At 29.2% G+C, this 22,109-nt stretch carries 25 protein-coding genes; 11 read left to right on the forward strand and 14 right to left on the reverse strand.

What is annotated here, in order from left to right:
* Positions 1-9: 9 nt before the first annotated feature.
* The gene (locus JWYL7_RS07400; protein WP_161937492.1) at positions 10-1,491 is read right to left on the reverse strand and encodes an ABC transporter permease; all 1,482 of its coding nucleotides are present in this window, start codon (positions 1,489-1,491) and stop codon (positions 10-12) included.
* Between the two features lie 160 nt (positions 1,492-1,651).
* Positions 1,652-2,701 carry an extracellular solute-binding protein gene (locus JWYL7_RS07405; RefSeq protein ID WP_066071169.1) on the reverse strand — a complete coding sequence of 350 codons (1,050 nt, stop codon included), beginning with the start codon at positions 2,699-2,701 and terminating at the stop codon, positions 1,652-1,654.
* Positions 2,702-2,880: 179 nt separating this feature from the next.
* Here JWYL7_RS07405 and JWYL7_RS07410 point away from each other — a divergent pair, with 179 nt between their 5' ends.
* The 3 genes from JWYL7_RS07410 (at position 2,881) to JWYL7_RS07420 (ending at position 6,204) form a co-directional block, all read left to right on the forward strand.
* Positions 2,881-3,780: a DMT family transporter gene (locus JWYL7_RS07410; protein ID WP_066071172.1), complete on the forward strand. Its 900-nt coding sequence runs from the start codon at positions 2,881-2,883 to the stop codon at positions 3,778-3,780.
* A gap of 11 nt (positions 3,781-3,791) precedes the next feature.
* Positions 3,792-4,709, forward strand: a complete 918-nt coding sequence (locus tag JWYL7_RS07415) for a diacylglycerol/lipid kinase family protein (RefSeq protein ID WP_066071176.1) — start codon at positions 3,792-3,794, stop codon at positions 4,707-4,709.
* A gap of 121 nt (positions 4,710-4,830) precedes the next feature.
* On the forward strand, positions 4,831-6,204 hold the full coding sequence (locus JWYL7_RS07420; RefSeq protein ID WP_066071179.1) for a LysM peptidoglycan-binding domain-containing protein: 1,374 nt from the start codon (positions 4,831-4,833) through the stop codon (positions 6,202-6,204).
* A 25-nt stretch (positions 6,205-6,229) separates the two neighbouring features.
* Here JWYL7_RS07420 and JWYL7_RS07425 read toward each other — a convergent pair whose 3' ends face one another.
* The 3 genes from JWYL7_RS07425 to licT all read right to left on the reverse strand — a co-directional run bounded on the left by JWYL7_RS07425 (position 6,230) and on the right by licT (position 9,528).
* Complete coding sequence (locus tag JWYL7_RS07425; protein ID WP_066071182.1) at positions 6,230-7,174, reverse strand: carbohydrate kinase family protein; 945 nt, start codon at positions 7,172-7,174, stop codon at positions 6,230-6,232.
* A gap of 14 nt (positions 7,175-7,188) precedes the next feature.
* On the reverse strand, positions 7,189-8,526 hold the full coding sequence (locus JWYL7_RS07430; protein WP_066071185.1) for a PTS transporter subunit EIIC: 1,338 nt from the start codon (positions 8,524-8,526) through the stop codon (positions 7,189-7,191).
* Between the two features lie 174 nt (positions 8,527-8,700).
* Positions 8,701-9,528: a BglG family transcription antiterminator LicT gene (gene licT, locus JWYL7_RS07435; RefSeq protein ID WP_066071188.1), complete on the reverse strand. Its 828-nt coding sequence runs from the start codon at positions 9,526-9,528 to the stop codon at positions 8,701-8,703.
* 205 nt (positions 9,529-9,733) lie between these two features.
* Between licT and yedE the strand changes: the two genes are divergently transcribed.
* Genes yedE through JWYL7_RS07450 form a run of 3 tightly spaced genes read left to right on the forward strand, consistent with a single transcriptional unit; the run spans position 9,734 to position 11,315 of the window.
* The gene (yedE, locus tag JWYL7_RS07440; protein WP_066071191.1) at positions 9,734-10,825 is read left to right on the forward strand and encodes a YedE family putative selenium transporter; all 1,092 of its coding nucleotides are present in this window, start codon (positions 9,734-9,736) and stop codon (positions 10,823-10,825) included.
* A complete protein-coding gene (locus tag JWYL7_RS07445; RefSeq protein WP_066071194.1) occupies positions 10,815-11,030 on the forward strand; it encodes a sulfurtransferase TusA family protein in 216 nt (71 codons plus the stop codon). Before yedE ends, JWYL7_RS07445 begins: the two co-directional genes overlap by 11 nt.
* On the forward strand, positions 11,031-11,315 hold the full coding sequence (locus JWYL7_RS07450) for a putative Se/S carrier protein (RefSeq protein ID WP_331722121.1): 285 nt from the start codon (positions 11,031-11,033) through the stop codon (positions 11,313-11,315).
* A gap of 18 nt (positions 11,316-11,333) precedes the next feature.
* Here the strand turns inward: JWYL7_RS07450 and JWYL7_RS07455 are convergent, their stop codons facing one another.
* Both JWYL7_RS07455 and JWYL7_RS07460 read right to left on the reverse strand, forming a co-directional pair.
* On the reverse strand, positions 11,334-12,446 hold the full coding sequence (locus tag JWYL7_RS07455; RefSeq protein WP_066072442.1) for a 4-hydroxybutyrate dehydrogenase: 1,113 nt from the start codon (positions 12,444-12,446) through the stop codon (positions 11,334-11,336).
* Between the two features lie 11 nt (positions 12,447-12,457).
* Positions 12,458-13,942: a glycoside hydrolase family 32 protein gene (locus tag JWYL7_RS07460; RefSeq protein WP_083528340.1), complete on the reverse strand. Its 1,485-nt coding sequence runs from the start codon at positions 13,940-13,942 to the stop codon at positions 12,458-12,460.
* Positions 13,943-14,161: 219 nt separating this feature from the next.
* On the opposite strand from JWYL7_RS07460, the gene JWYL7_RS07465 reads away from it, so the two are divergent.
* The 4 genes from JWYL7_RS07465 to JWYL7_RS07480 all read left to right on the forward strand — a co-directional run bounded on the left by JWYL7_RS07465 (position 14,162) and on the right by JWYL7_RS07480 (position 16,683).
* Positions 14,162-14,677 carry an RNA polymerase sigma factor gene (locus JWYL7_RS07465; protein ID WP_331721826.1) on the forward strand — a complete coding sequence of 172 codons (516 nt, stop codon included), beginning with the start codon at positions 14,162-14,164 and terminating at the stop codon, positions 14,675-14,677.
* Positions 14,670-15,410, forward strand: coding sequence for a hypothetical protein (locus JWYL7_RS07470; protein WP_066071205.1), 741 nt, complete (start codon positions 14,670-14,672; stop codon positions 15,408-15,410). Before JWYL7_RS07465 ends, JWYL7_RS07470 begins: the two co-directional genes overlap by 8 nt.
* 122 nt (positions 15,411-15,532) lie before the next feature.
* A complete protein-coding gene (locus JWYL7_RS07475; protein WP_066071208.1) occupies positions 15,533-15,856 on the forward strand; it encodes a hypothetical protein in 324 nt (107 codons plus the stop codon).
* Positions 15,857-15,960: 104 nt separating this feature from the next.
* Positions 15,961-16,683 carry an ATP-binding protein gene (locus JWYL7_RS07480; RefSeq protein WP_066071211.1) on the forward strand — a complete coding sequence of 241 codons (723 nt, stop codon included), beginning with the start codon at positions 15,961-15,963 and terminating at the stop codon, positions 16,681-16,683.
* An 18-nt stretch (positions 16,684-16,701) separates the two neighbouring features.
* Here JWYL7_RS07480 and JWYL7_RS07485 read toward each other — a convergent pair whose 3' ends face one another.
* The 6 genes from JWYL7_RS07485 to JWYL7_RS07510 all read right to left on the reverse strand — a co-directional run bounded on the left by JWYL7_RS07485 (position 16,702) and on the right by JWYL7_RS07510 (position 19,475).
* A complete protein-coding gene (locus tag JWYL7_RS07485) occupies positions 16,702-17,181 on the reverse strand; it encodes a TspO/MBR family protein (protein WP_331722122.1) in 480 nt (159 codons plus the stop codon).
* 85 nt (positions 17,182-17,266) lie between these two features.
* A complete protein-coding gene (locus tag JWYL7_RS07490; protein WP_066071219.1) occupies positions 17,267-17,530 on the reverse strand; it encodes a late competence development ComFB family protein in 264 nt (87 codons plus the stop codon).
* A 105-nt stretch (positions 17,531-17,635) separates the two neighbouring features.
* Positions 17,636-18,205, reverse strand: coding sequence for a tRNA 5-(aminomethyl)-2-thiouridylate-methyltransferase MnmM (gene mnmM, locus JWYL7_RS07495; protein ID WP_066071221.1), 570 nt, complete (start codon positions 18,203-18,205; stop codon positions 17,636-17,638).
* A 10-nt stretch (positions 18,206-18,215) separates the two neighbouring features.
* A complete protein-coding gene (locus JWYL7_RS07500) occupies positions 18,216-18,584 on the reverse strand; it encodes a VOC family protein (RefSeq protein ID WP_066071223.1) in 369 nt (122 codons plus the stop codon).
* A gap of 13 nt (positions 18,585-18,597) precedes the next feature.
* Positions 18,598-19,026, reverse strand: a complete 429-nt coding sequence (locus JWYL7_RS07505) for a ferritin-like domain-containing protein (RefSeq protein WP_066071227.1) — start codon at positions 19,024-19,026, stop codon at positions 18,598-18,600.
* Between the two features lie 14 nt (positions 19,027-19,040).
* Complete coding sequence (locus JWYL7_RS07510) at positions 19,041-19,475, reverse strand: hypothetical protein (protein WP_072280204.1); 435 nt, start codon at positions 19,473-19,475, stop codon at positions 19,041-19,043.
* Positions 19,476-19,840: 365 nt separating this feature from the next.
* Between JWYL7_RS07510 and JWYL7_RS07515 the strand changes: the two genes are divergently transcribed.
* On the forward strand, positions 19,841-21,310 hold the full coding sequence (locus JWYL7_RS07515; protein ID WP_066071232.1) for a PTS transporter subunit EIIC: 1,470 nt from the start codon (positions 19,841-19,843) through the stop codon (positions 21,308-21,310).
* Positions 21,311-21,341: 31 nt separating this feature from the next.
* On the opposite strand, the gene JWYL7_RS07520 is transcribed toward JWYL7_RS07515, so the two are convergent.
* Positions 21,342-22,106: an acyl-CoA dehydratase activase gene (locus JWYL7_RS07520; RefSeq protein ID WP_066071235.1), complete on the reverse strand. Its 765-nt coding sequence runs from the start codon at positions 22,104-22,106 to the stop codon at positions 21,342-21,344.
* Positions 22,107-22,109: the final 3 nt, after the last annotated feature.

Genomic DNA, 22,109 nt, shown 5'->3' on the forward strand with positions numbered 1-22,109 from the left:
ATATCCCCCCTATTTTTCATTTATAAGAACCATTAGAGGATATATAGATACTAAAACTATCAAAAGAGCTGCCGGAGCTGCAAATTGATAAAACCCTTCACTTGCCTCCATCCAGACTCTAACTGCTAAAGTATCAAATCCTGCAGGCCTTAGTATAAGTGTTGTTGTAAGCTCTTTTAGTGAATTTACAAAAACTAACGCCCCTCCAGAAAAAATACCTGGTCTTATCAGTGGAAATATAACCTTTGAAAGAATATATCCTTCGTTTTTACCTAAGTTTTTTGCAGCTTCATCTAAATTTTTTGGAACTAACTCAATAGCTGCTTCAGCTGATTTCATACACTGAGGTAAAAATCTTATTATATATGCTGTTATTACTATAAATGGAGTAGAATAAAATCTTGGAAAATACCTTATAAAAAATACAACTATTCCTAATGAAGTAATAACACCTGGAAGAACATATCCTGAATAAATCATTTTATTTATAATTTCGCTTATAAATGAATTGTATCTAGATTTTAAATATACTAATGGAATAGTTACAATCATACAAATTAACGTTGCAACTGTTGCTGAATATAAACTATTTTTTACAAACCCTATAAACCTAGCATTTATAGCTCCATTTAATATTCCTCTTACAGACCATGATATTAAAACTGAAAAAGGTATAACTACTGATAAGAAGAATATAAATGATACAAATGCAAATGCTAAATATTTATATTTTCCTAAATGTATAATATTTATCTTTCTAGCTGACTTTGCAGACTGGGCATAGCTTTTTCTTTTCATTTTGTTTTCAAATATTATAATTACAAGTGTTATCATCATTAAAAATAAGCTCAACACTGAAGATGCAACCATATCAAATCTTCCTGTCATTTGATAATATATACTACTTGCGAAGGTATTATATCTCATCATAGCTATTGCACCAAAGTCTGAAAATATATATAAACATACTAAAAGTGCTGAAGATCCAATTGCTGGTCTAAGAAGAACCATAATTACTTTAAAAAATATCTCCTTATATGAAAGACCTAAAGATAAAGCTGCCTCTTCATAATTTAGATTCAGCCTTTGTATAGCAGAAGAAACTATAAGATATACATAAGGGAAAGTAAAAATTGTCATAACAAGACTTACTCCCCAAAAACTATATATATTAAATGGAACAGTTCCAAATATATCTCTTAAAAGTCCTCTTGGTCCAAATACTATTATATAGGTTAAGGCTCCAACATACGGTGGCACAGCAAGAGGAAGAGCTGATGCTACCTTAAAGAACTTTCTAAAAGGTAAATCAGTTCTATTAATAAACCAAGCCAAACTAACTCCTATAATTATAGTAAGTGTAGTTACAACAAATGCAAGTTTAAAAGTATTAATAAGAAGGGGTAAAATCCTACTTCCTAATAATAAAGACCATCTAGCCTTGTCAGCTTCGAAAACTTTTAAAATAACATATATAACTGGTATAAACATAAAAATAGCTACTATGCTAGAGAAAAGTAAAATATAATTTGAGGGAGGATTATCAAGCCATATTTTATGCCATATATCTTTTAATATATAGCATAAGGCCCGATGATTAGATCGGACCTTTTTATTTTCTATGGTAGTTTCGCATTTTGCTAGGCTCATTTTAATCTACATACCCTGCCTTTTCCATTAGGTTTAGTGTATCCTCCCATACTGAACCTAGATTACTTAAAGGTTTTTCCATAACTTTATATTCATTTATTTTCTTAGCATAGTCTAAAGTTTTTATATGAGGAAGAACTGGAGTTTCTTTACTGTCAAATGCAAACATCTCTTGTTGTTCATCTCTAAGTAAAAATTCTATAAACTTTTTAGCATTTTCTTCATTTGGTGCTCCTTTTATTAAAGCTACTCCTGCTACATTTACAAATGTTCCCATTTCGTTTTCACCTTGATCTGGATAAATAACTCCTACATTATTATCCTTTTCTTCTTCTAATTGTAAGTGGAAGTAGTAATTGTTAACTAATCCAAATTTAACTTCTCCTGCTCCTACAGCTTTTCTTATATCTGTATGTCCTTCTAATATTAAAGGCTCATTTGCTAGCATTCCTTTTATAAATTCTATTGTCTTATCATCCCCATATATAGATCTTATAGCTGCTATGTGAGATACCATAGCCTCACTTGATGCTTTTGTTATAGCAAATTGTCCTTTGTATTTTGGATCTGCTAAATCTAATATAGACTTTGGCATCTCTTCTTCGCTTATTAGATCTTTATTATACATTAATACTCTCGAACGAGCTGAAACTCCTACCCATGATCCATCTTCTGATTTGAAATTTGCTGGAATTTTTTCTAACTCTTTTGAATCGTTAGGAGCTAAAACCCCTTGAAGTCTTAAATATTCCATAACCCCTGCATCATTAGCTATTAATAAATCTGCCTGAGGATTATTTTTCTCTTCTATAATCTTTTGTGCATACTGAGATGATTTTCCTGATAAAAGCTCTACTTTTATACCTGTTTCTTGTTCAAATTTCTCTATTAGCGGAAGAACAAACTGCTCTTTTCTTCCTGAGTATATAACTAGCTTTTGGCTTTGCTCGTTATTGCTTTGCTCCTTTTCTTCTACACTTTCGTTTGTACAACCTGCTAATAAAGATATTGAAGTTAATAATACCATAAAAATTGAAAATATCTTTTTCATATGTATTTCCCTCCTTGATATTGTTTTTCATTATCAATCACATTTAATATTATATATTCATTGATAATATTTTTCAATACCTTTTTTTGTAGAAAAATAATATTTTTTTTGTTTCCAATAGGTGTCTTATTTTTAATATGTAGGTGATATAATATTCTTAAGGTTAAGGGGGGAATAAAATGAAAAAACAAATCAAGGCAGATTTAGCATTGTTATTAGTTACTATAATATGGGGGTCTACATTTGTTCTTACAAAAAATGCATTAGAAAGTCTTCAAACTTACAATTTCTTAGCTATAAGGTTTATAATAGCTTTTGCTGTTTCATCTATTGTATTTTGGAAAAATATGAAAACTATCAATAAAAATACTTTAAAATATGGATTTTTAGTTGGAATAATTTTGTTTTCAGCTTATGCAACTCAAACAGTAGGTCTTTTATATACTAGTGCATCAAAATCCGGATTTATAACTGGATTTTCAGTAGTTATAGTACCTATTATTTCTACTTTACTTCTTAAAAAAATGCCTGAAAAAGAAAGTATAATAGGTGTTACTTTAGCTATAATAGGCCTTGGGCTTTTAAGCTTAGATTCAAACCTTAAACTAAACATAGGAGATTTTTACACATTACTTTGTGCTTTTGGATATGCTTTTCAAATAATACTTGTCGGAAAATATACTAACGAAGTTGATTCTATTGCTTTTGCTGTTATTCAAATAGGTACTGTAGCTTTATTTAGCACAATATTTACATTCTTATTCGAAAATCCTATAATTCCTAAAAATGCTACTGCTTGGAATGCTATTTTAATAACTAGTATTCTAGCTACATCTGGAGCTTATATAATTCAAACTACTATGCAAAAGTTTACATCTCCTACTCATACTGCACTTATATACAGTGGTGAACCTGTTTTTTCTGCTATATTTGCATATATACTTTTAGGAGAAGTTTTATCAGCAAAAGGTATAATAGGTAGTATTCTTATTCTTTTAGGAATGATAGTGTCTGAAGTTGATATAAAGTCAATTTTTAAGAAAGAAACAAACTTAGATGAACAAGTCTTAGAAGAATAAAGGAGGTCAGTATGAGAGTAAAAATTATAAACAATCCATCTTCTGGAAAGATTACTGTTCAAAAATATCTTCATACTGTTGTTGGAAAATTAGTTTTAGATGGAGTATTTAAATATATAGATACTTTTAATACATCTAAAAAATTTGATGCTACTAATGAATTGCTAAATATCAAAGATGGAGAATATGATCTTATATTAGCCGTAGGTGGAGATGGAACTTTAAACGAGGTTGTAAATGGAGTTATGAAAGCTAAACTAAATAATACTCCTGTTGCATTAATTCCTGCTGGAACTGTAAACGATTTTGGAAATTATCTATCTATTCCTAACGATGTAGACGGACTTTGTAATATGATAAAAAACGGAAAAATAATTGATGTAGATGTTGGTAGGGTAAATAATAATTACTTTGCAAACGTTGCTGCAGCAGGTTTTTTAACAGATGTTCCCTTTAAAGCATCAGTAGATGCTAAGACTACTTTTGGAAAATTTGCATACTATGCAGAAGCTGTAAAAGAGCTTCAAAGGCAAATATTTAATTCTATCTCTCTTGAATTTAAATATTACGATAAATCTATCATATGCGATACTTATTTGTTTGCAGTCTTAAACACTTCTTCTACTGGAGGATTTAGAAGTTTTGCTCCTCATGCTAAAATTAATGATGGAAGGTTTGATGTATGTATTATAAAAAAATCAGATATTTTAGATGCTGCATCTATATTTTTAAAAATAATTAGAGGTGAACACATAAACGACGAAAATGTTATTTATTTTCAAACCGACAAACTCTGTGTAAGACCTTTAGACTCATCACAGATTCATATAGATATAGATGGTGAAGATGGAGGAATTTTACCTGTTGAATTTGAAGTAATCCCTAAGGCTATGAAGTTTTTGGTTCCTAAAAATTGTAGTATAGTTTAAAGATAATAGAAATTTCTATTATCTTTTTTTATTTCTTTAAACACCTCATGTATCATTAGCTATGTTTTTGTTAAAACTACATTTAGAAAAATATACTAAAACTTTTTAAGAGGTGTTTTAGATGCAACTTTTTGTAAACGATAAAATAGAAAATAATAACGGTCAAACTACCTTAGTTCTTTATCTTAATCCGAATTTAACTCTTGTTGAATTTGCAAGTGAGTTTGGATATTCAAATAGCAAAAAAAGAGAAAAACTAAATGAAAGTGCGCTTGAATATGCTAAATCAAAATATCCTGATCTTAAACTAAATGCTATTAAAATAATGTTAGGATGTATGCTTGTAACATCATTTCCTACCCTTAGACCTTTTAGCCAATCTTATGCTCAGAATATAACTTCAAATAATGTGAATATAGTTATAGACAATAAACTTCAAAACTTTGAACAAAGCCCAGTACTAATAGATGGTATAGTGTATGTTCCTATACGAGCTTTAGCTGAACATATAGGAGCTAGTGTATGGTTTAATAGTACTTCTAATACTGTTGGTATAAACAAGGGTGATACAAGAATTGCTTTTGTAATAGGATCTTCTGTTGCTAGAAAAAATGGAGTTCAAGTTCCTATGGATAGATCTATGTCAATAAACAACCATACAATGGTTTCTGTTAGATTCTTAAGTGAACATCTAGGTTTTACTGCTATATGGAATGAACAAACTAAAACTATTACTATAAATACATCTGGAAAAAATCATGTAGTACAACCTGGTGATACTCTCTGGAGATTATCTAGAGCTTATAATGTATCAATAGATGATCTTAAAAGAGCTAATAACCTAACTAGTGATACTATAATTGTTGGTCAGAATCTAATTATTCCTTCTAAATCAAATGTAACAAATACTACTAATTCAAATTTCATAAATACTACTAATTATACAGTACAAGCTGGGGATACGCTTTGGAGATTATCTCAAAGGTATAATACTTCAGTTGATACTCTAAAGTCGCTAAATAACCTAACTAGTGATGTGTTAATGGTAGGACAAATTTTAAAAATACCAACTCAATCTACAGATAATATTCCTTCTGAATTTTATTCGTATAATATCCCTTCAGGATATACAGTTGCTGATTTATATTGGTTATCTAGAATTGTTCACGCAGAATCTGAAAGTGAACCTTATGAAGGAAAATTAGCTGTTGCTAATGTTATACTTAATAGAGTTAAAAGCAGAGATTTCCCTAATGACATTAAATCAGTTATATTTGATACGACAAACGGAGTACAATTTCAGCCTATATCAAATGGAACAATTTATAATAATCCAAACAAAGAAAGTATAAATGCTGCGTTAGATGCTTTAAGAGGAATTAACAATATAGAAAATGCTTTATTTTTCTTAAATCCATCTACAGCAACTTCGCCTTGGATAACAAATAATAGACCATTTTATAAAAAAATAGCAAACCATGACTTTTACTTATAATTGTATTAGAAAAAAGGTAGCTTAGCTACCTTTTCATAATATCATTCACTTTATCAATAGTTGGCAAAGATGTCATAGCTCCTTTTGCAGATGCTGCTAATGCTCCACATACACTTGCAAATTTAGTTATATTTACAACTTCTTCTTTAGATAAGTCTAAAATGTTTTTTTCTTGCTTGTCGATCATATGCAAAACTCCTGATACAAATGCATCTCCTGCTCCAGTTGTATCAACTGTTTCAACTTTCATAGACTCAACCTTTTCTATTTGACCTTTAAATTTAAAATAACTTCCCTCTTTTCCCATAGTTACAAATATTAAAGGTATATTATATATATCCATTGCATCAAGTCCTTTTTTTATATCACTTTCTCCAGTTATAAACTTAAGTTCTTCATCTGATATTTTAAGTATATCTGTATAAGAAAGCATAGATATTATAGTATCTTTTGCATTTTGTTCGTTATCCCAAAGGCCTAACCTTAAATTAGGATCATAAGATATTAACATATTATTAGATTTAGCTAAATTTACTGCCTTTTTAGTTGCACTCTTTGACGGCCCACTTATCATAGAAATAGATCCTATATGAAGTATTTTATTTTCTTTAAATAAATTTTCATCTATATCTTCTTCACTTAAAAATCTATCTGCACTAGGATTTATATAAAAAGAAAAGCTTCTTTCTCCACTTTCATCAAGTTCAACAAATACTACCCCTGTTCTAGCATCGTTTGTATATTTTATATACTCTGTGTTTACTCCTTTTTCTTTTAGAGTATTTTCTAAGAATCTGCCTAATATATCATCACCTAATTTTCCTACAAATATACTTTTTGAAGACAACCTTGCTAGTCCAACAGATACATTAGCTGGTGCTCCTCCTGGACATTTTTCATAGAGTGTATTAGTTTTATCAGCTGGAATAAAGTCTATAAGTGCTTCTCCTAAACATACAATTCCCTTCATAGTGTTCTCCTTTCTTATTTTATTTTTATATCATCTATTTTTATGTCATCTTCAAACCCCATTAAATATGTTCCTATAAATGCCGTTGAAAATGCTATAAAAAACCCAACTATATATTTTAGTACATCGCCTTGTTTTATTATAGAAATAATAGGAATACTAGAAAGTCCTAAACTTATAGCATTAACTTCAAAGAAAGCTACAAAACATCCTCCTATTGCTCCACCCATCAATCCTGCTATAAAAGGTTTTACTAAAGGTATGTTACAGCCAAACATCATAGGCTCTGTAATTCCTAAAAGACATATCACAACAGAGTTTAGTGATATTTTCTTTAGCTTTATATTTTTTGATTTAAAATAAACTGCAAGACCTGCTCCTGCCTGAGCAGTATCTGCCATAGCTATTATCGGAAGTATAGGATTAACTCCCGTTGTTGAAAGCATCTCTAGATACAAAGGATTTAACCCTTGATGAAGTCCGGTTGTAACTAGTGCTGAATAAACTCCTCCTAGTAAAAAACCTGTTACAACCTTCCATTTATAAAATGCAAACCTAATTATACTTGAAAAGGCACTTGTAAGATAAATACCTAAAGGCGAAAGTATATAAACTGCACATAAACCAGTTATTATTATTGTTGTGGCAGGAGTTATTATTAGGTCAAGAGAATTTGGAATAATTTTTCTTAATGTCTTTTCTACATAACTCATAAAAAATACTACAAGTAAAACAGCAAATATCCCACCTGCTCCAACTTTAGTATAAGCTCTAAATCCAAATATACTAATTTGACCTATACTCTCAAGCATAGGATGCATTAGTATTCCTGAAACTACTCCAGCAAGCATTGGATTTGTTCCAAACTCTCTACCAGCACTTATTCCTACAAATATATTTAAAAAAACAAATACAGAACTTGAAAACATTTCTAAAAGCTTATATATATCGCTTTGCTCACTAACTAATCCTATATTTTTTAAAGTATTACTTATTCCAATAATAATCCCACTTCCAACTAATGCAGGTATTAATGGTATAAAGATATTGGCTATTCTTCTAAAAAAATTTTTGTTTTTAATATCTTTTGTGTCTAATTCATTATCACTTACTAAATACTTAAAATCTTCGTACACTTTAGATACTAATCCTGTACCAAGTATTATATGAACTTGTCCTAGTCTAAATACTGCTGCTATTACTCCTTTTAATTGCTTTATTGCTCTTAAATCTGCCTTTTCATTGTCTTTTAGAAAAATTCTAAGCCTTGTTGCACATATATCGAATTCTTGTATATTTTCTTTTCCTCCTAAAGCCTTTAGTATTTCCTTTGAAAGTTGTAAACTATCCATATTTATATATCCTCCAAGAAAAAATTTACATAAATATTATATCAAAATACAAAAAGACCTAAAATGATAGTTTTATCATTCTAGGTCTTGCCTGCTTAACCAGTCACAATCCTTGAGGATATATTATATTTTCAAGCATAATTTTAATTTATAAGCTACAATTTGTCAATTATATTATTTTGTTTTTATTCTTTCTATATGAAGAGTTATATATCCTATCTCTCCTTCTGGAATTTCATATCCAAGCTCGCTTTCTAAGTAAGCAACTATTTTGTTAGCACAAGCAAAAGATTCTTTATAATTTTCTTTTATAACTTTCATCATATTTTCATCCATATCATGTATTTGCTCATTTTCAGATAGCCTTTGAATAGTAAATTTCAAGTGAGTTACTAACCTTTGATAAGATATACTTTCTTCATTTATATAAATATCTAAATCACTTTGAATGATATCTACTATATCTTGTATTATTCTAGTTGTATCTATTGTATATTTCATATTTTTATAATTTAATCTAGCAGTATATATATGAAGAGCTATATATCCAACTTCATCTTCAGATATATCTACATTTATTTCTTTTTTAATTAAATCTTTAGCCCAAAGGCCAACACTGTATTCTTCTTTATACAAAACTTTTATTTCATTTAAAAGCTTATTTTTTATTTGTACTCCTTCTTTTAATCTCTCTATTGCATAAGCTAAGTGGTCTGTTAAGGCTATATGTATATGATCGTTTAACTTACAATTTAGTGTATTTTCTGCGTAAGTTATTATTTTTTCTGTTATATTTATATATTCAAGTGGAGTATTTAGCATCAATTCTTGAAATTTTTTATTTTCCTTATCATCTTTCATTACAAATATTTTTTCTATTTTAGATTTATCTACTAAATCATTTACTTTCTTTTGAAAACCTATTCCAAGTCCCATAAGTATCTTTTCTTGTCCGTCATTAACAACAACAACATTATTATTTAGTATCTTTTTTATTCTCATAGGAATTCTCCTTTTTCGTTTATTAGAAAGGTTTATTTTTCATTATACCACACATTTTTTCAGTTGATTAGTGATAAACTTTGAGCATTGTTATTATAAATTTTATTTATAGATATTAGTGTTACTTATAGATATCTTCAATTGTCAAAAATTTAACTAAATTGTTATAATTATCTTGAACATTGAAAAATAAGGGGGTATTGTTGTGGTTGAATCAAAACTTAAAACTATTCCTCTTGGAGGAATACTAGGTATCTTATCAGCTATTTTAGTTAAACTTGGTAACCCTGTCAATATGGGAGTGTGTGTTGCTTGTTTTTACAGGGATATATCAGGTGCAATGGGTCTTCATAGAGCTGATGTTGTTCAATACTTAAGACCTGAAATTCCTGGATTTATCTTAGGAGCATTCATAATTTCAAAACTAAGTGGTGAATTCAAACCTCGTGGTGGTTCATCTCCTATTTTAAGATTTGTTTTAGGATTCTTTTTAATGATTGGTGCTTTAGTTTTCCTTGGCTGTCCTTTGAGAATGATTTTAAGATTATCTAACGGTGATTTAAATGCTTTGACTGGGCTATTTGGATACTCTTTCGGTATAATAGTTGGTATTAAGTTATTAAAAGAAGGATTTAGCTTAGGAAAAAGTACTAAAAAACCTAAATTCGAAGGATATATAATGCCTTTATTCTCAGTAGCTATATTAGTGTTTTTAATAACTAAACCTTCTTTTATATTCTTTAGTGAAAGTGGCCCTGGATCTATGAAAGCTCCTTTTATAATTTCTTTAGCAGTAGGTTTAATAGTTGGAGCTGTTATTCAAAGAACTAGACTTTGTACTGCTGGCGGAATAAGAGATGCTATATTATTAAAAGATTTTCATTTTTTATGGGGACTTGTTGGGATATTCATATTCTCTTTAATAGGAAATTTATTATTTAATCCTCAAACATTTAAAATAGCATTTATAGACCAACCTATAGCTCATAATGACCACTTATGGAACTTTTTAGGAATGACTTTAGTTGGTATATGCTCTGTTTTATTAGGTGGTTGTCCTCTTAGACAAACTATCTTAGCTGGTGAAGGTGATAGCGACGCAGCTATAACTATCCTTGGATTAATGTCAGGAGCTGCTTTTGCTCATAACTTTGGGCTTGCTTCTAGTCCAAAAGGGGTTACTCCTAACGGAAAAATAGCTGTAATTATTGGTATAATAATAGTTCTTTCTATAGCTTATAGCATAATTTATACTGTAAAATCTACTAAACAAGGGGGAGTTAAAGTTGAGTCATAATATTTTTGATGCTAGAGGAAGATCTTGTCCTGAACCTGTTTTAATTACTAAACAAGCTGTAGAAAATGTTGATGCTCCTTTTGTTGAGGTTATTGTTGATTCTGTTGTTGCTTTAGAAAATATAAAAAGATTTGTAAAATCTAAAGGTTTTGGTATTGAAGTAAAGCAAAATGATGAAGATTACTACATTCTTATTAAAAAATAGGTGATTAACTTGAAAGATTATTATTGCGTTGTATCATTTCACTCAACATATCATGCTCTACGATTTGAAGATGTATTTAAAAATACTGATATAAATATAAAGTTAATGCCTATTCCAAGGCAAATTAGCTCAAGCTGTGGAACAGCTGCTCAGTTTCCTTGTGATAGAAAAGAAGATATACTTTTAATTTGTAAACAAAATGATATACAAATAGATTCTGTTCATAAGATTGAAAAAGAATCTAATACATCGTTTTTAAAATTCTTTAAATTAACCAAAAAATAGTCCCGTCTGGGACTATTTTTAGTATAAATCTTTATATATATTATATATATCTTCTTTTGAAAGATAAGCATAATTGTTTGAAAGAAGTCTTTGTTGAGTATTAATTACAGTATCTGTAAAAACTTTTATATCTTCACTTTTCATTCCATATTCTCTTAATCTATTTCTCTTTAAAAGATTATCTAAAACTTCTTCTAATCTATCATATACATTTTTTTCTTTTCCTAATATATCTTCAAAAATTTTATTTAATCTTACTATTTTCCCTTTAGGATTTTTCTCAAAGTACATTCTAAGCACGCTAGTAAAAAACTGATAATTAGCTTCACCGTGAGGTACATGATATTTTCCACCTAAAGGATATGATAAAGCATGAACTGCTCCAACTCCTGTATTGTCAAAAGCAATCCCTGCATAGTTACTTCCAACTATGAAGTCTTCTATTATACTTTCTTTATATTCAAATCCATTTTCTATAATTTTTATATAACCTTGCAATATTAGTTTTATAGCATTTATACTAAATAGCTCTGTATATTCATTAGATTTAGGCGACAAGAAAGATTCTACAGCATGTATTAGTGCATCTATTGAGCTACTTGCAAACACCTTAGAAGGTAAATTTTTAAGAAGCTGGGGTATTAAGACTGCATAATCTGGATAAAGCTCATCTTTTGCTATTCCCATTTTAGTATCTTTTGAAGTTATATGAGCAATAGATATATTCGTAACTTCACTTCCTGTCCCACAGGTAGTTGGAATTGCTATTAACTTTCTTTTCTTAACAGGAGAAACTTTTCTTTCAAATAAATCAACTACTTTTTCAAATCCTTCTAAAACTAAAAACTTTGCAATATCTATTATTGATCCCCCACCTATAGCTACTACTGTTGAGTACTCCTTATTCTTTATATCGTTTAATATATTGTCTATCATCTCATCAGAAGGCTCTCCACTTCCGTATGTATCTTTTAAAACAATATCACTCTCTAGATTAAGTTCTTTAATATATTTATCGTATAAAGATTTGCTTGTAAAAATTAAATCATCTTTCCCAATATTAAATTCATTTGTAAAGTTTGCAAGATAGTCAAACTTTTGTATTTCAGTTCTAACCCTTATAGCTTTCATACATATCCCCCTTAAAACACTGGTTTTATATCCCATTTTCTCAACTCCTTTAATATTACACTTCCACCTTTTGCAAAGAATTTTATACCTAAACTTTGTTTATCTGGATATATTCTTCCTGTAAAAACTTCTTGTCCATCATTTATAAAAACTTCTACTGATGATGTATCTAAGAATATATTAAGCTTTAATTTTTTCTTATCTTCTATATAACACCTTCTTACTCCTTTATATCCCTTTCCTGAATTTTCTCTATCAAATATAAATTTTTGCATTTTCCTATCGTAATATAAAATTGTTTTTTCTTTTTCATCATCTGAACATCTTAGTTTTACTCCAAATTCATAAGCATCATCTACCTCAAATATAGCTTCCATCTCTAGAACGTCTCCAGATATATTTTCTAACATTATCTCACTACTATTTATTTTTATATTTTCATATTTTGCTAGATTTTTTCTAATATTTTCCATTTCTTCAACTGGCTTTTGAATAATTTTGTTTTCTTTAAGCTCTAGAACTCTTGGAATTGTCATTGCATGTATCCATCCCTTTTCAGTTGTAGGATGATCTTCTTCTTCAGGAAGCCCCATCCAAGCTATAAGTATTCTTCTTCCCTTATCATCTAAAGTAGTTTGAGGAGCATAAAACTCAAATCCCCTGTCAAGCTCAACGAAATCTTCATGTTGCATATTTCCAGTTTTATAATCTACCTTTCCAACAAAATATCCTGACTGATATATGTTGTTATATAAATCTCCTTGTGGTTTTATCCCTTGAGGAGATGATATTAATATATCTTTACCGTTAAGTTCAAATAAATCTGGACATTCCCACATAAATCCAAAATCTCCTAGATTATTTATATTAGAGCCTGCTACCTCTCCTACCATATCCCAACTTTTTAAGTCTTTAGATTTGAAAAGTAAAACTCTTCCCTCTTCTTTAATAGTTTGGGCTCCTATTACCATATACCAAATTCCATCTTTTTTCCATACCTTTGGATCCCTAAAATGTCTCGTATATCCTTTAGGTTGATTATGTATTACAGGATTGTCTTTATATTTTTCAAACTCTACTCCATCTTCACTCATAGCAAGACACTGGTATGTTTCTCTATTTCCCTGTTTATCTTTTACATTACCTGTGTATATTAAGGTTAAAATACCATTATCTTCTATAGCACTTCCTGAATAACATCCATGACTTTCATACCACTCACTAGGAGCTAAAGCTATTGGCATAGCTTCCCAGTTTACTAAATCTATACTTTTATAATGGCCCCAGTACTTTAAACCATGATTTGTTCCAAATGGGTGAAATTGATAAAATAAATGATACTCTCCTTTGAATTGAATAAAACCATTAGGATCATTTAAAAGTCCTGTAGGTGGCATTATATGATATTTTAATCTATAATAATCACTATTAACTAAACTTTTATTTTTTTCTATTTCTTTATTAGCTTTTTTTATTAAATCTTCATTTTTTATCATACTTACCGCCCTCCGTTTATAACCCTTTATTCTTTATAAATAGTTTACTAAATTTATCTTTAATTGTCCAAATTCTTTATATTTAAACAAAGTCTTTCTTACAATTTATTAAAGTATATAATTTGCTATGTATTATTATAAAAAATAATATATTTTGAAAACTTTTTGCTTATTTTAAAGGTATATATTATGAGAGCAAAAATTAAAGGAGGTGCAAAATTGAATAATAATGAAAAGTTTAAATCTTTATACGAGGAATACTTTGAATATGCATTAAGAACTGCAATAGCTATAACAAAAGATACATCTTTTTCTAAAGATGCCGTACAAGAGACTTTTATACGAATTTATAAAAATATGGATTCTCTTGACGAAACTAAGTCTTTTAAGACTTATCTTTATACCATACTTTTGAATGAGTGTAGGAGAATACTTGATAAAAATAATAAAGCATTTAAAGTAGATAGCTTGTTTTTAGAAAATGAATATTCCCTTTCAAGTAATGACATTTATAGTTTTGAAGAATATGAATTTCTTTATAAAGCAATACAAAATCTTGAAGACATAAACAAAATCCCTATAATACTAAAATACCTAAACGATTTTTCTGAAAAAGAAATTAGCTCTATACTTACAATAAACATAAATACTGTAAAATCTAGACTATTCAAGGGAAGACAAAAGCTTAAAAAAATGATAGAAGAATTTGAGAAAAGGAGTGAAAAATATGAATGAAAAATACGATGAAAAAATCAAACAATCTTTGATTTTGAATACTGATGAAGCTAAACAGTTAAAAGATATTATTTGGAAAGATATTGAAATGAAGATAAATACTGAAAAAGACAATAGTATAAGAAAGGAAACCAATATATTTAAAAACATAAAACTTTTAGCCATAGCTGCATCTATAAGTATAATATTTTTACTTAATACAAACTATGGTCAGGCTGCTATTGATAAAATCAAGGAAATTTTTGTTCAAGAAAAAAATAACATAGAATTAATAGAGGGAATAAAGGAAAAAAATAAAGTAGACCTTCAAACAGGTCAACTAGGATATGTTATTTATTTTGATAAGGAAGAATATATCTTAGAAAATAATAATCAAAAAGACAAAATAATACCTAAGATACAGAGTAATTCATCAAATCTTCCTGAAATATTTATGGAAATTAGTCGAATAAAAGATAAATCTCCTGATGAAGTTTCTCTTGATATATACCAAACTTTAAAAGGTAAATACAATATATTGAATGCTCCTGAAAAAATCACAACTCCTATAAATGGTTTATTTATATATGCTTCATCTGGATATAACTGGGATGATACTGTTTTAAAATTCTATGTTATTAGTGATCAAAAAGGTGGAACATTTTTGATTAAGCAACAACTATTTTTAGAAGCTTCTGAAGGATATGGTGTTAGATTTGATAATATGCTAAAAGACTTTCATATAGTAAATTAACTATCCATAATATTCTTTATAGGGAAATTAATGATACCATTATAAAAATTTAACTCGATTTATATAATCTAAATTACAAAAACTATTTGTATCTTTAGATTATATAAAAAGGATGTGAAATTATGGATAAAAAAAATGATAAATTCAAAACTGAACACGCAGCCGAATTTGTTCCTAATAAAATGAATTATAAAGAATTTAGAGGCGATGAAACTGCGTATGTAACGGGAATTTGGGGATATCTAGGAGTTATAGCCTCCATCATTTCTTTATTTACGTATCCTGTCACACTTGGAATTTTAGGTGCATTTTTAGGATTTGTATCTGTTTTTTCCGGAGCTAAAACTTTAGGATATACAGCTATTGCAATAGGTCTTTTAAGTTCTCTTTCTTCACTACTATTTAGAGTAGCTCTTTTATCTTTCATTTTATCTATCTTATTTTAGAGAGTCTTTTCAAAGACTCTTTTTTTTTAGTGTGATTTAAGTCACTTTCTAATTTTTAATTTTGTAGTATTATTTAATTATCAAATCAAAAGGAGGTTTTAATCATGAAAAGACAAATAATTGAAATAAATGAAGAAAAATGCATAGGATGTGGACTATGTGCAAATGCTTGTCATCAAGGAGCTATCAAAGTGATAGATGGAAAAGCTAAACTTATAAGTGATTCTTACTGTGATGGACTAGGAATGTGCCTTCCTGCTTGTCCTGTTGATGCTATAAAATTAGTAGAGAAAGATGCAGAAAAATTCGATGAGTCAAGAAGAGGATTTGCAAATAAAAAGCATTCAGGAGGATGCCCTTCTTCTGTAAATAGAGTACTAAATGCTTGTCCTTCTTCTGTAAATAAAGTTTTAAAATCTTCTGAAGATGAAGATAAAAAAAATACTCAATCTGTTCAACTTCAATCTCAACTTAGACAATGGCCAGTACAATTAAAATTAATAAGTCCAATGGCTGATTTTTGGGATGATGCTGATGTGTTAATATCTGCTGACTGCTGCGCTTATGCTTATGCTAATTTCCACGAAGACTTTATAAAGGGTAAATTAACTCTTATAGCATGTCCTAAACTAGATGATAATGAATACTATATAGAAAAACTTACTGAAATATTTAAAACTAAAGATATAAAAAGTATAACAGTTGTAAAAATGTCTGTTCCTTGCTGTCAAGGAATTGCTAATGCAGTAAAAACAGCTATGCTAAATGCTCAAAAAATAGTTCCATATAAAGAAGTAACAATATCACCAGATGGTAAAATAGTTTAAGCAGCCTAGGTAGGCTGCTTATCTATTTAATTTCCAAGTAGAGTAATTAAGTATAGCTGCAAAACTAACCCATAATAGATATGGAACCATTAAGTATCCTGCTATCTTATCAATTTGAAAAAACTTTATTGTTGTTACTAATATTAATATCCAAAGAATTATAATTAAAATTAAGGCTAAAAATCTAAAACCAAGATTAAAATATACTATAGGCCATAGAAAGTTTAATGCCAGTTGAATAAAGTAAAAAGTTAATGCATCTTTAACTTCATATTTACTTTTTTCAGAAACATAGACTCTATACGATGCAATTCCCATAAGTATATAAAGTATGGTCCATACAATAGAAAATATATACCCTGGAGGTGCAAATGAAGGTCTTATAAGATTTTGATATATATTCATTGAATCTTTAGTTATGTATCCACTTAAAAAACCAACCCCTAATGGAATAAAAATACTTACTAGAAATTTTACTATATTCTTTAGCGAAATCACCATGTTACCACTCCTTAAAGTTTATATATTTATTTATATGATCATATAAATAAATATATACAAATTAAATCCACCTAAGGTGGATTTAATCATGTTTTACGTTATTTTTAACTTTTTCAATAGCTTCTACTATAACTTGTATTACATTAGCCTTAAATTGACTACTCATTTCATTTAATTTAGCATAAGCATTTCCTTGATCTGTTACAATATACATTGGTGGTAGATTATTTAAAGCTATAGCCTTTATATCCTCTATACATTTTTCACAAGTACATATATTTTCATATTTTTTCAACACGCTAGGTATTAAATAGTCAACTACTGTTTCCATATAATTTTTAGGCATATTATTATCCTCCCAATATTTTCTTATATATATTGTATTATTTGTTGAATAATTTTGCAACTTGTCAAGTATATAACAAAAAAGTGTCCTTTTGATTGGACACTTTTATTCCTTTAATTTTTCTATACAAACAGCTATTGGAGGATAATTTATGTTATTTATATAATTGTACATAAGAACACTATACTTTTTCTGATCTAATCCTTTCAAAAACTCTAAAACTTCATCTTTTTCTTCAAAGCCACTATCTCCACCATGATATATAACAAGCATTACAATTCCATGCTTAGTTATTATATCTAAACTTTTTTCAATAGCAGTTATAGTTGTGTGGGGTTTTGTATGTATCTTATGATCTCCTCCTGGCAAATATCCTAGATTAAACATAACAGCTTTTACTGGATACGATACATACTTATCTATGTTTTCATGACCATCATTTATAAGAGTTACATTATCTAGCATATTTGAATCTATTAATTTTTGTTTTGTTTTTTCAAGAGCTACATTTTGTATATCAAAAGAATATACTTTTCCAGTTTCACCAACTAATTTTGCTAGAAACAGAGTATCATTTCCATTTCCAGCTGTCGCATCCACTACTGTGTCTCCTTGTTTTACAATCTTTTCAACAACTTCATGTGATATTCCTACTGGACTTTTTAAAAATCTCATTTATTCACCCCTATTTTTTAGGTAAAACTTCTAACCAGTATCCATCCGGATCACTTATGAAGTAAATTCCCATTTCCTTGTTTTCGAAACATATACATCCCATTTTTTTGTGATGTTCATACGCTTTTTCAAAATCATCTGTTTCAAAAGCTAAATGAAATTCGTTTTCTCCTAAATTATATGGCTCTTTTCTATCTCTTAACCAAGTAAGCTCTAGCTGATGAGTAGAACTACCATCTCCTAAATAAACAAGTATAAAGCTTTTATCTTCAGGCTCGTATCTTCTTACTTCTTCAAGTCCTAAAGCCTCTTTATAGAATTTTAAACTTTTTTCAAGATCTAAAACATTAATATTATTGTGTACCATTTTAAATTTCATACTAATCTCTCCTTTATTTATTATATCTTTTTAATATACCTTCAAGCATTCTAGCATGTCTTGCTTCATCTTTGGCTGATTCATTAAAATAATCACTAGCTGAATCTAATCCAAGTTCTTTAGCCTTATCTGCGGCTTCTTTTTTAGACTTATTAGCAAATGTTTCTCCTTCTAACATTTGTCTAATGTTTTCAAATATATCTTCTTTTATTAGGCCATTAAATTCAGCAAAACGTGCTGCATGCTCTGCTTCTTCCCATGCTATAGTTTTTAAAACCTCAGCAATTTCTGGATATCCTTGTCTTTGTGCTAGTCTAGCCATAGCAAGATATATACCTACCTCAGAAGTTTCTCCTGAAAAGTTTTGCTTAACTATTCTTTCTAAACTAGTTCCTTTTGTTTCTCCAATAATATTTTCTATAACAAGATCTATTCTATCCATAGCTATTCACCTTTCTATTTTTTATAATCTTGGAAATGTTTGAATATCTTTTGTGCAACATCTTTATTTATGTTTTTTACATCATTCATATACATTAAGGTACTTCCTAAATATTCTTGAGCCTCACCTAATAAGATAATTTCAAGCGATGATCTTATAATATTAATCAAGCATTCTTCATCGTGATATAAGTTGCAGTTTTTACACTGATTTAATAAAAATCCAATAGTTTGCGCCACTGAATCTTCATCATAAATTTTTGAGCTTTCCTGTGGCATATACTCCATACCATTTTCTATGTACTCTTCTTGTTCTTTTAGACATTTGACTAGACATTGCTTAGAATATCCTATGAGACAATCCTCTTTTTCACAAGAACCACAACTTGATTCTGTTAAACAACAATTAGATAACTTAGATATAATGCCTTCATAATCAAAGCTGCTCATCAAGCACCCCCCTTTCTTTTTATATAAAGATTACCAAAGCTCCTGTTTAGTGTCAATAAAACTAAAAAAACTACAAATTTTTTTAGAATATATTATTGACTTTTTAGAAAAACCGTGATACTCTTGTATCAAGGAAAACGATATCAAGTTTTGGCGTGTTACTGACTCGATCAGGCATGAGCTTATATAAAAATGACTTTTGTTGTTTTTATATGAGTTCATGCCTTTTGTTTTTTATAAAATACTATTTTTATACTGCGTGTTACTGATTCGATCAGGCATAAGCTTATAAGAAAATAACCTAGGTTATCTTTGTAAGCTTATGCCTGTTATTTTTAAACAATAATAAATAAAGGAGGATTTTTATGAAGAAGAAAAATAATTTTTTCGCTGTTCTTCAAAAAGTTGGTAAATCTCTGATGCTACCAGTATCTGTTTTACCAGCTGCAGGACTTATGGTTGCTGTTTCAAGAATGATTGAACAAGGTTTAGGTCCTGATGTTGTATCTCAAAATGTATTTTTAAAGGTATTTGTTCAAGTTTTATTTAGTGGTGGACTTGTAGTATTTGAAAATCTTCCACTTATATTTGCTATAGGAGTTGCAATAGGATTTACTGGTGGAGAAGCTGTATCAGGTCTTGCTGCTTTAGTTGGGCATGTAGTTCTTATAAGAGTATTAGACATTATGAGCTCTGCTCAAAATCTTTCTGATCCTATAAATATGGGAGTATTTAGTGGTATTATAATAGGTATTATATCTGCAAAAGTATATCAAAAATACTTTAAAACTCAACTTCATCCAATCCTTGGATTCTTTGCTGGAAAAAGATTAGTTCCTATAATTATGGTTGCTGTATCTGCAGTACTAGGTATAATCTTTGGTATTATATGGCCACCAATTCAAGATGGAATAAATTATCTTGGTCAGGTTGCTATAAATGCTCAAATTGGAGGTTTTAGATTAGGTGGTGCTATATATGCATTTGGAAATAGAGCACTTATTCCTACAGGTCTTCACCACGTGTTTAAAACTCCATTTACAACTCAATTTGGTCAATATGTAAATCCTAATACGGGAGAAGTATTTATAGGAGAAATCGCTAGATTCTTTGCAGGAGACCCTACCGCAGGATCTATTACAGCTGCAGAGTATCCTTTAAAAATCTTTGGTCTTCCTGCAGCTGCTTTAGCTATATACCTTACTGCCCTGCCTCAAAATAAAAAGGCAATAGGAGGAGCAATGCTTACAGCATCTCTTACTTCTATAATTACTGGTATAACAGAACCAATTGAATTTGCATTTATGTTTGTTGCTCCTGTTTTATACCTTGCTCATATTTCTTTAGCATTTGTTGGTGGAATGTTAATGAATATGGCCAATGTTAGACTTACAGAAACATTTACTTCTTCTCTTATAGATTATTTTGTAAGTATATCTACAGGTAACGCAGGTAATCCATTTATGCTTTTCCCTATAGGGATAGTTATATTTATACTTTACTTTGTTACATTCTACTTCTTAATTAAAAAACTTGATTTAAAAACTCCTGGTAGAGAAGAAAATAAAGACCTTAGTGAAAATAAAACATCTGCATCTGATAAAGCTTTAGCTGTTTTAAAAGCTCTTGGAGACTCTGAAAATATAAATCATATAGATGCTTGTATAACTAGACTTAGACTTGAAGTTAAAGATCCTTCTAAAGTTGATAAAGCTAAACTTAAAAAGCTTGGATCTGCAGGCGTTTTAGATGTAGGTGGCGGAAGTGTTCAAGTAATATTTGGAACTGAAGCTGAAAGCTTAAAAGATGAAATAAAATCTTTAATGAACTCCTAAAAAATAAAGTGTACACATATGTGTACACTTTTTACATTTCATATCCAATTATACAAGCTCCTATTGCCCCTAGAAACTGTGATTTATCTGATGAATTAATATCTATATTAAGCCTTTCGCTTAAAAACTTTCTAAGTAGATAATTTTTAGATACTCCACCTGAGAAAAAAACTTTATCTTCTACTTTTACTTTACTAACTAGTGCATACGTCTTCTTTGCAACAGAATTTAACAATCCTGCTGCTATGCTTTCTTTTGATTTTCCACTAGCTATCAAACTTACAACTTCAGACTCTGCAAATACTGTACACATACTATTTATATTCTCAGGCTCAGCCTCACTTGCTAATGTAGAAAGATCACTTATATCTGTTTCTAGTATCTGTGACATAACCTGTAAAAACCTACCTGTACCTGCTGCACATTTATCATTCATCAAAAAATCAACTACGTTGCCGTTATTATCTATTTTAATTACCTTGCTATCTTGTCCACCTATATCTATAATTGTTCTTATTGATGAATCTATAAAATGTGCTCCCTTTGCATGAGACGTAATTTCTGTTACTTTTTTTGTTGCAAACGGTAAAGATACTCTTCCATATCCTGTTGCAGTTATAGATTTAACTTCTTCTTTACTTATTTTTGAGCTTTCTAAAACTTTATTTATTAGTAAACTTGCTGAATCTTTTGGGCTCCACCCTGTAGGAGTTATATCTGTAGCTATAATATCTTTTCCATCAAAAATAGCAACTTTAGTAGCTACAGAACCTATGTCAATTCCTATTGTGTACATATT

The sequence above is a fragment of the Alkalithermobacter thermoalcaliphilus JW-YL-7 = DSM 7308 genome, from assembly GCA_001584565.1.
In the GTDB taxonomy this organism is placed as follows: Bacteria; Bacillota; Clostridia; order Peptostreptococcales; family Peptostreptococcaceae; genus Alkalithermobacter; species Alkalithermobacter thermoalcaliphilus.

Bases quoted from the DNA above. Each gene is read 5' to 3' on its own strand.
- JWYL7_RS07400 (WP_161937492.1), bottom strand. From the start codon at position 1,491: ATGTTTATACCAGTTATATATGTTATTTTAAAAGTTTTCGAAGCTGAC.
- JWYL7_RS07405 (WP_066071169.1), bottom strand. From the start codon at position 2,701: ATGAAAAAGATATTTTCAATTTTTATGGTATTATTAACTTCAATATCT.
- JWYL7_RS07410 (WP_066071172.1), top strand. From the start codon at position 2,881: ATGAAAAAACAAATCAAGGCAGATTTAGCATTGTTATTAGTTACTATA.
- JWYL7_RS07415 (WP_066071176.1), top strand. From the start codon at position 3,792: ATGAGAGTAAAAATTATAAACAATCCATCTTCTGGAAAGATTACTGTT.
- JWYL7_RS07420 (WP_066071179.1), top strand. From the start codon at position 4,831: ATGCAACTTTTTGTAAACGATAAAATAGAAAATAATAACGGTCAAACT.
- JWYL7_RS07425 (WP_066071182.1), bottom strand. From the start codon at position 7,174: ATGAAGGGAATTGTATGTTTAGGAGAAGCACTTATAGACTTTATTCCA.
- JWYL7_RS07430 (WP_066071185.1), bottom strand. From the start codon at position 8,526: ATGGATAGTTTACAACTTTCAAAGGAAATACTAAAGGCTTTAGGAGGA.
- licT (WP_066071188.1), bottom strand. From the start codon at position 9,528: ATGAGAATAAAAAAGATACTAAATAATAATGTTGTTGTTGTTAATGAC.
- JWYL7_RS07455 (WP_066072442.1), bottom strand. From the start codon at position 12,446: ATGAAAGCTATAAGGGTTAGAACTGAAATACAAAAGTTTGACTATCTT.
- JWYL7_RS07460 (WP_083528340.1), bottom strand. From the start codon at position 13,942: ATGATAAAAAATGAAGATTTAATAAAAAAAGCTAATAAAGAAATAGAA.
- JWYL7_RS07470 (WP_066071205.1), top strand. From the start codon at position 14,670: ATGAATGAAAAATACGATGAAAAAATCAAACAATCTTTGATTTTGAAT.
- JWYL7_RS07475 (WP_066071208.1), top strand. From the start codon at position 15,533: ATGGATAAAAAAAATGATAAATTCAAAACTGAACACGCAGCCGAATTT.
- JWYL7_RS07480 (WP_066071211.1), top strand. From the start codon at position 15,961: ATGAAAAGACAAATAATTGAAATAAATGAAGAAAAATGCATAGGATGT.
- JWYL7_RS07490 (WP_066071219.1), bottom strand. From the start codon at position 17,530: ATGCCTAAAAATTATATGGAAACAGTAGTTGACTATTTAATACCTAGC.
- mnmM (WP_066071221.1), bottom strand. From the start codon at position 18,205: ATGAGATTTTTAAAAAGTCCAGTAGGAATATCACATGAAGTTGTTGAA.
- JWYL7_RS07500 (WP_066071223.1), bottom strand. From the start codon at position 18,584: ATGAAATTTAAAATGGTACACAATAATATTAATGTTTTAGATCTTGAA.
- JWYL7_RS07505 (WP_066071227.1), bottom strand. From the start codon at position 19,026: ATGGATAGAATAGATCTTGTTATAGAAAATATTATTGGAGAAACAAAA.
- JWYL7_RS07510 (WP_072280204.1), bottom strand. From the start codon at position 19,475: ATGAGCAGCTTTGATTATGAAGGCATTATATCTAAGTTATCTAATTGT.
- JWYL7_RS07515 (WP_066071232.1), top strand. From the start codon at position 19,841: ATGAAGAAGAAAAATAATTTTTTCGCTGTTCTTCAAAAAGTTGGTAAA.
- JWYL7_RS07520 (WP_066071235.1), bottom strand. From the start codon at position 22,106: ATGTACACAATAGGAATTGACATAGGTTCTGTAGCTACTAAAGTTGCT.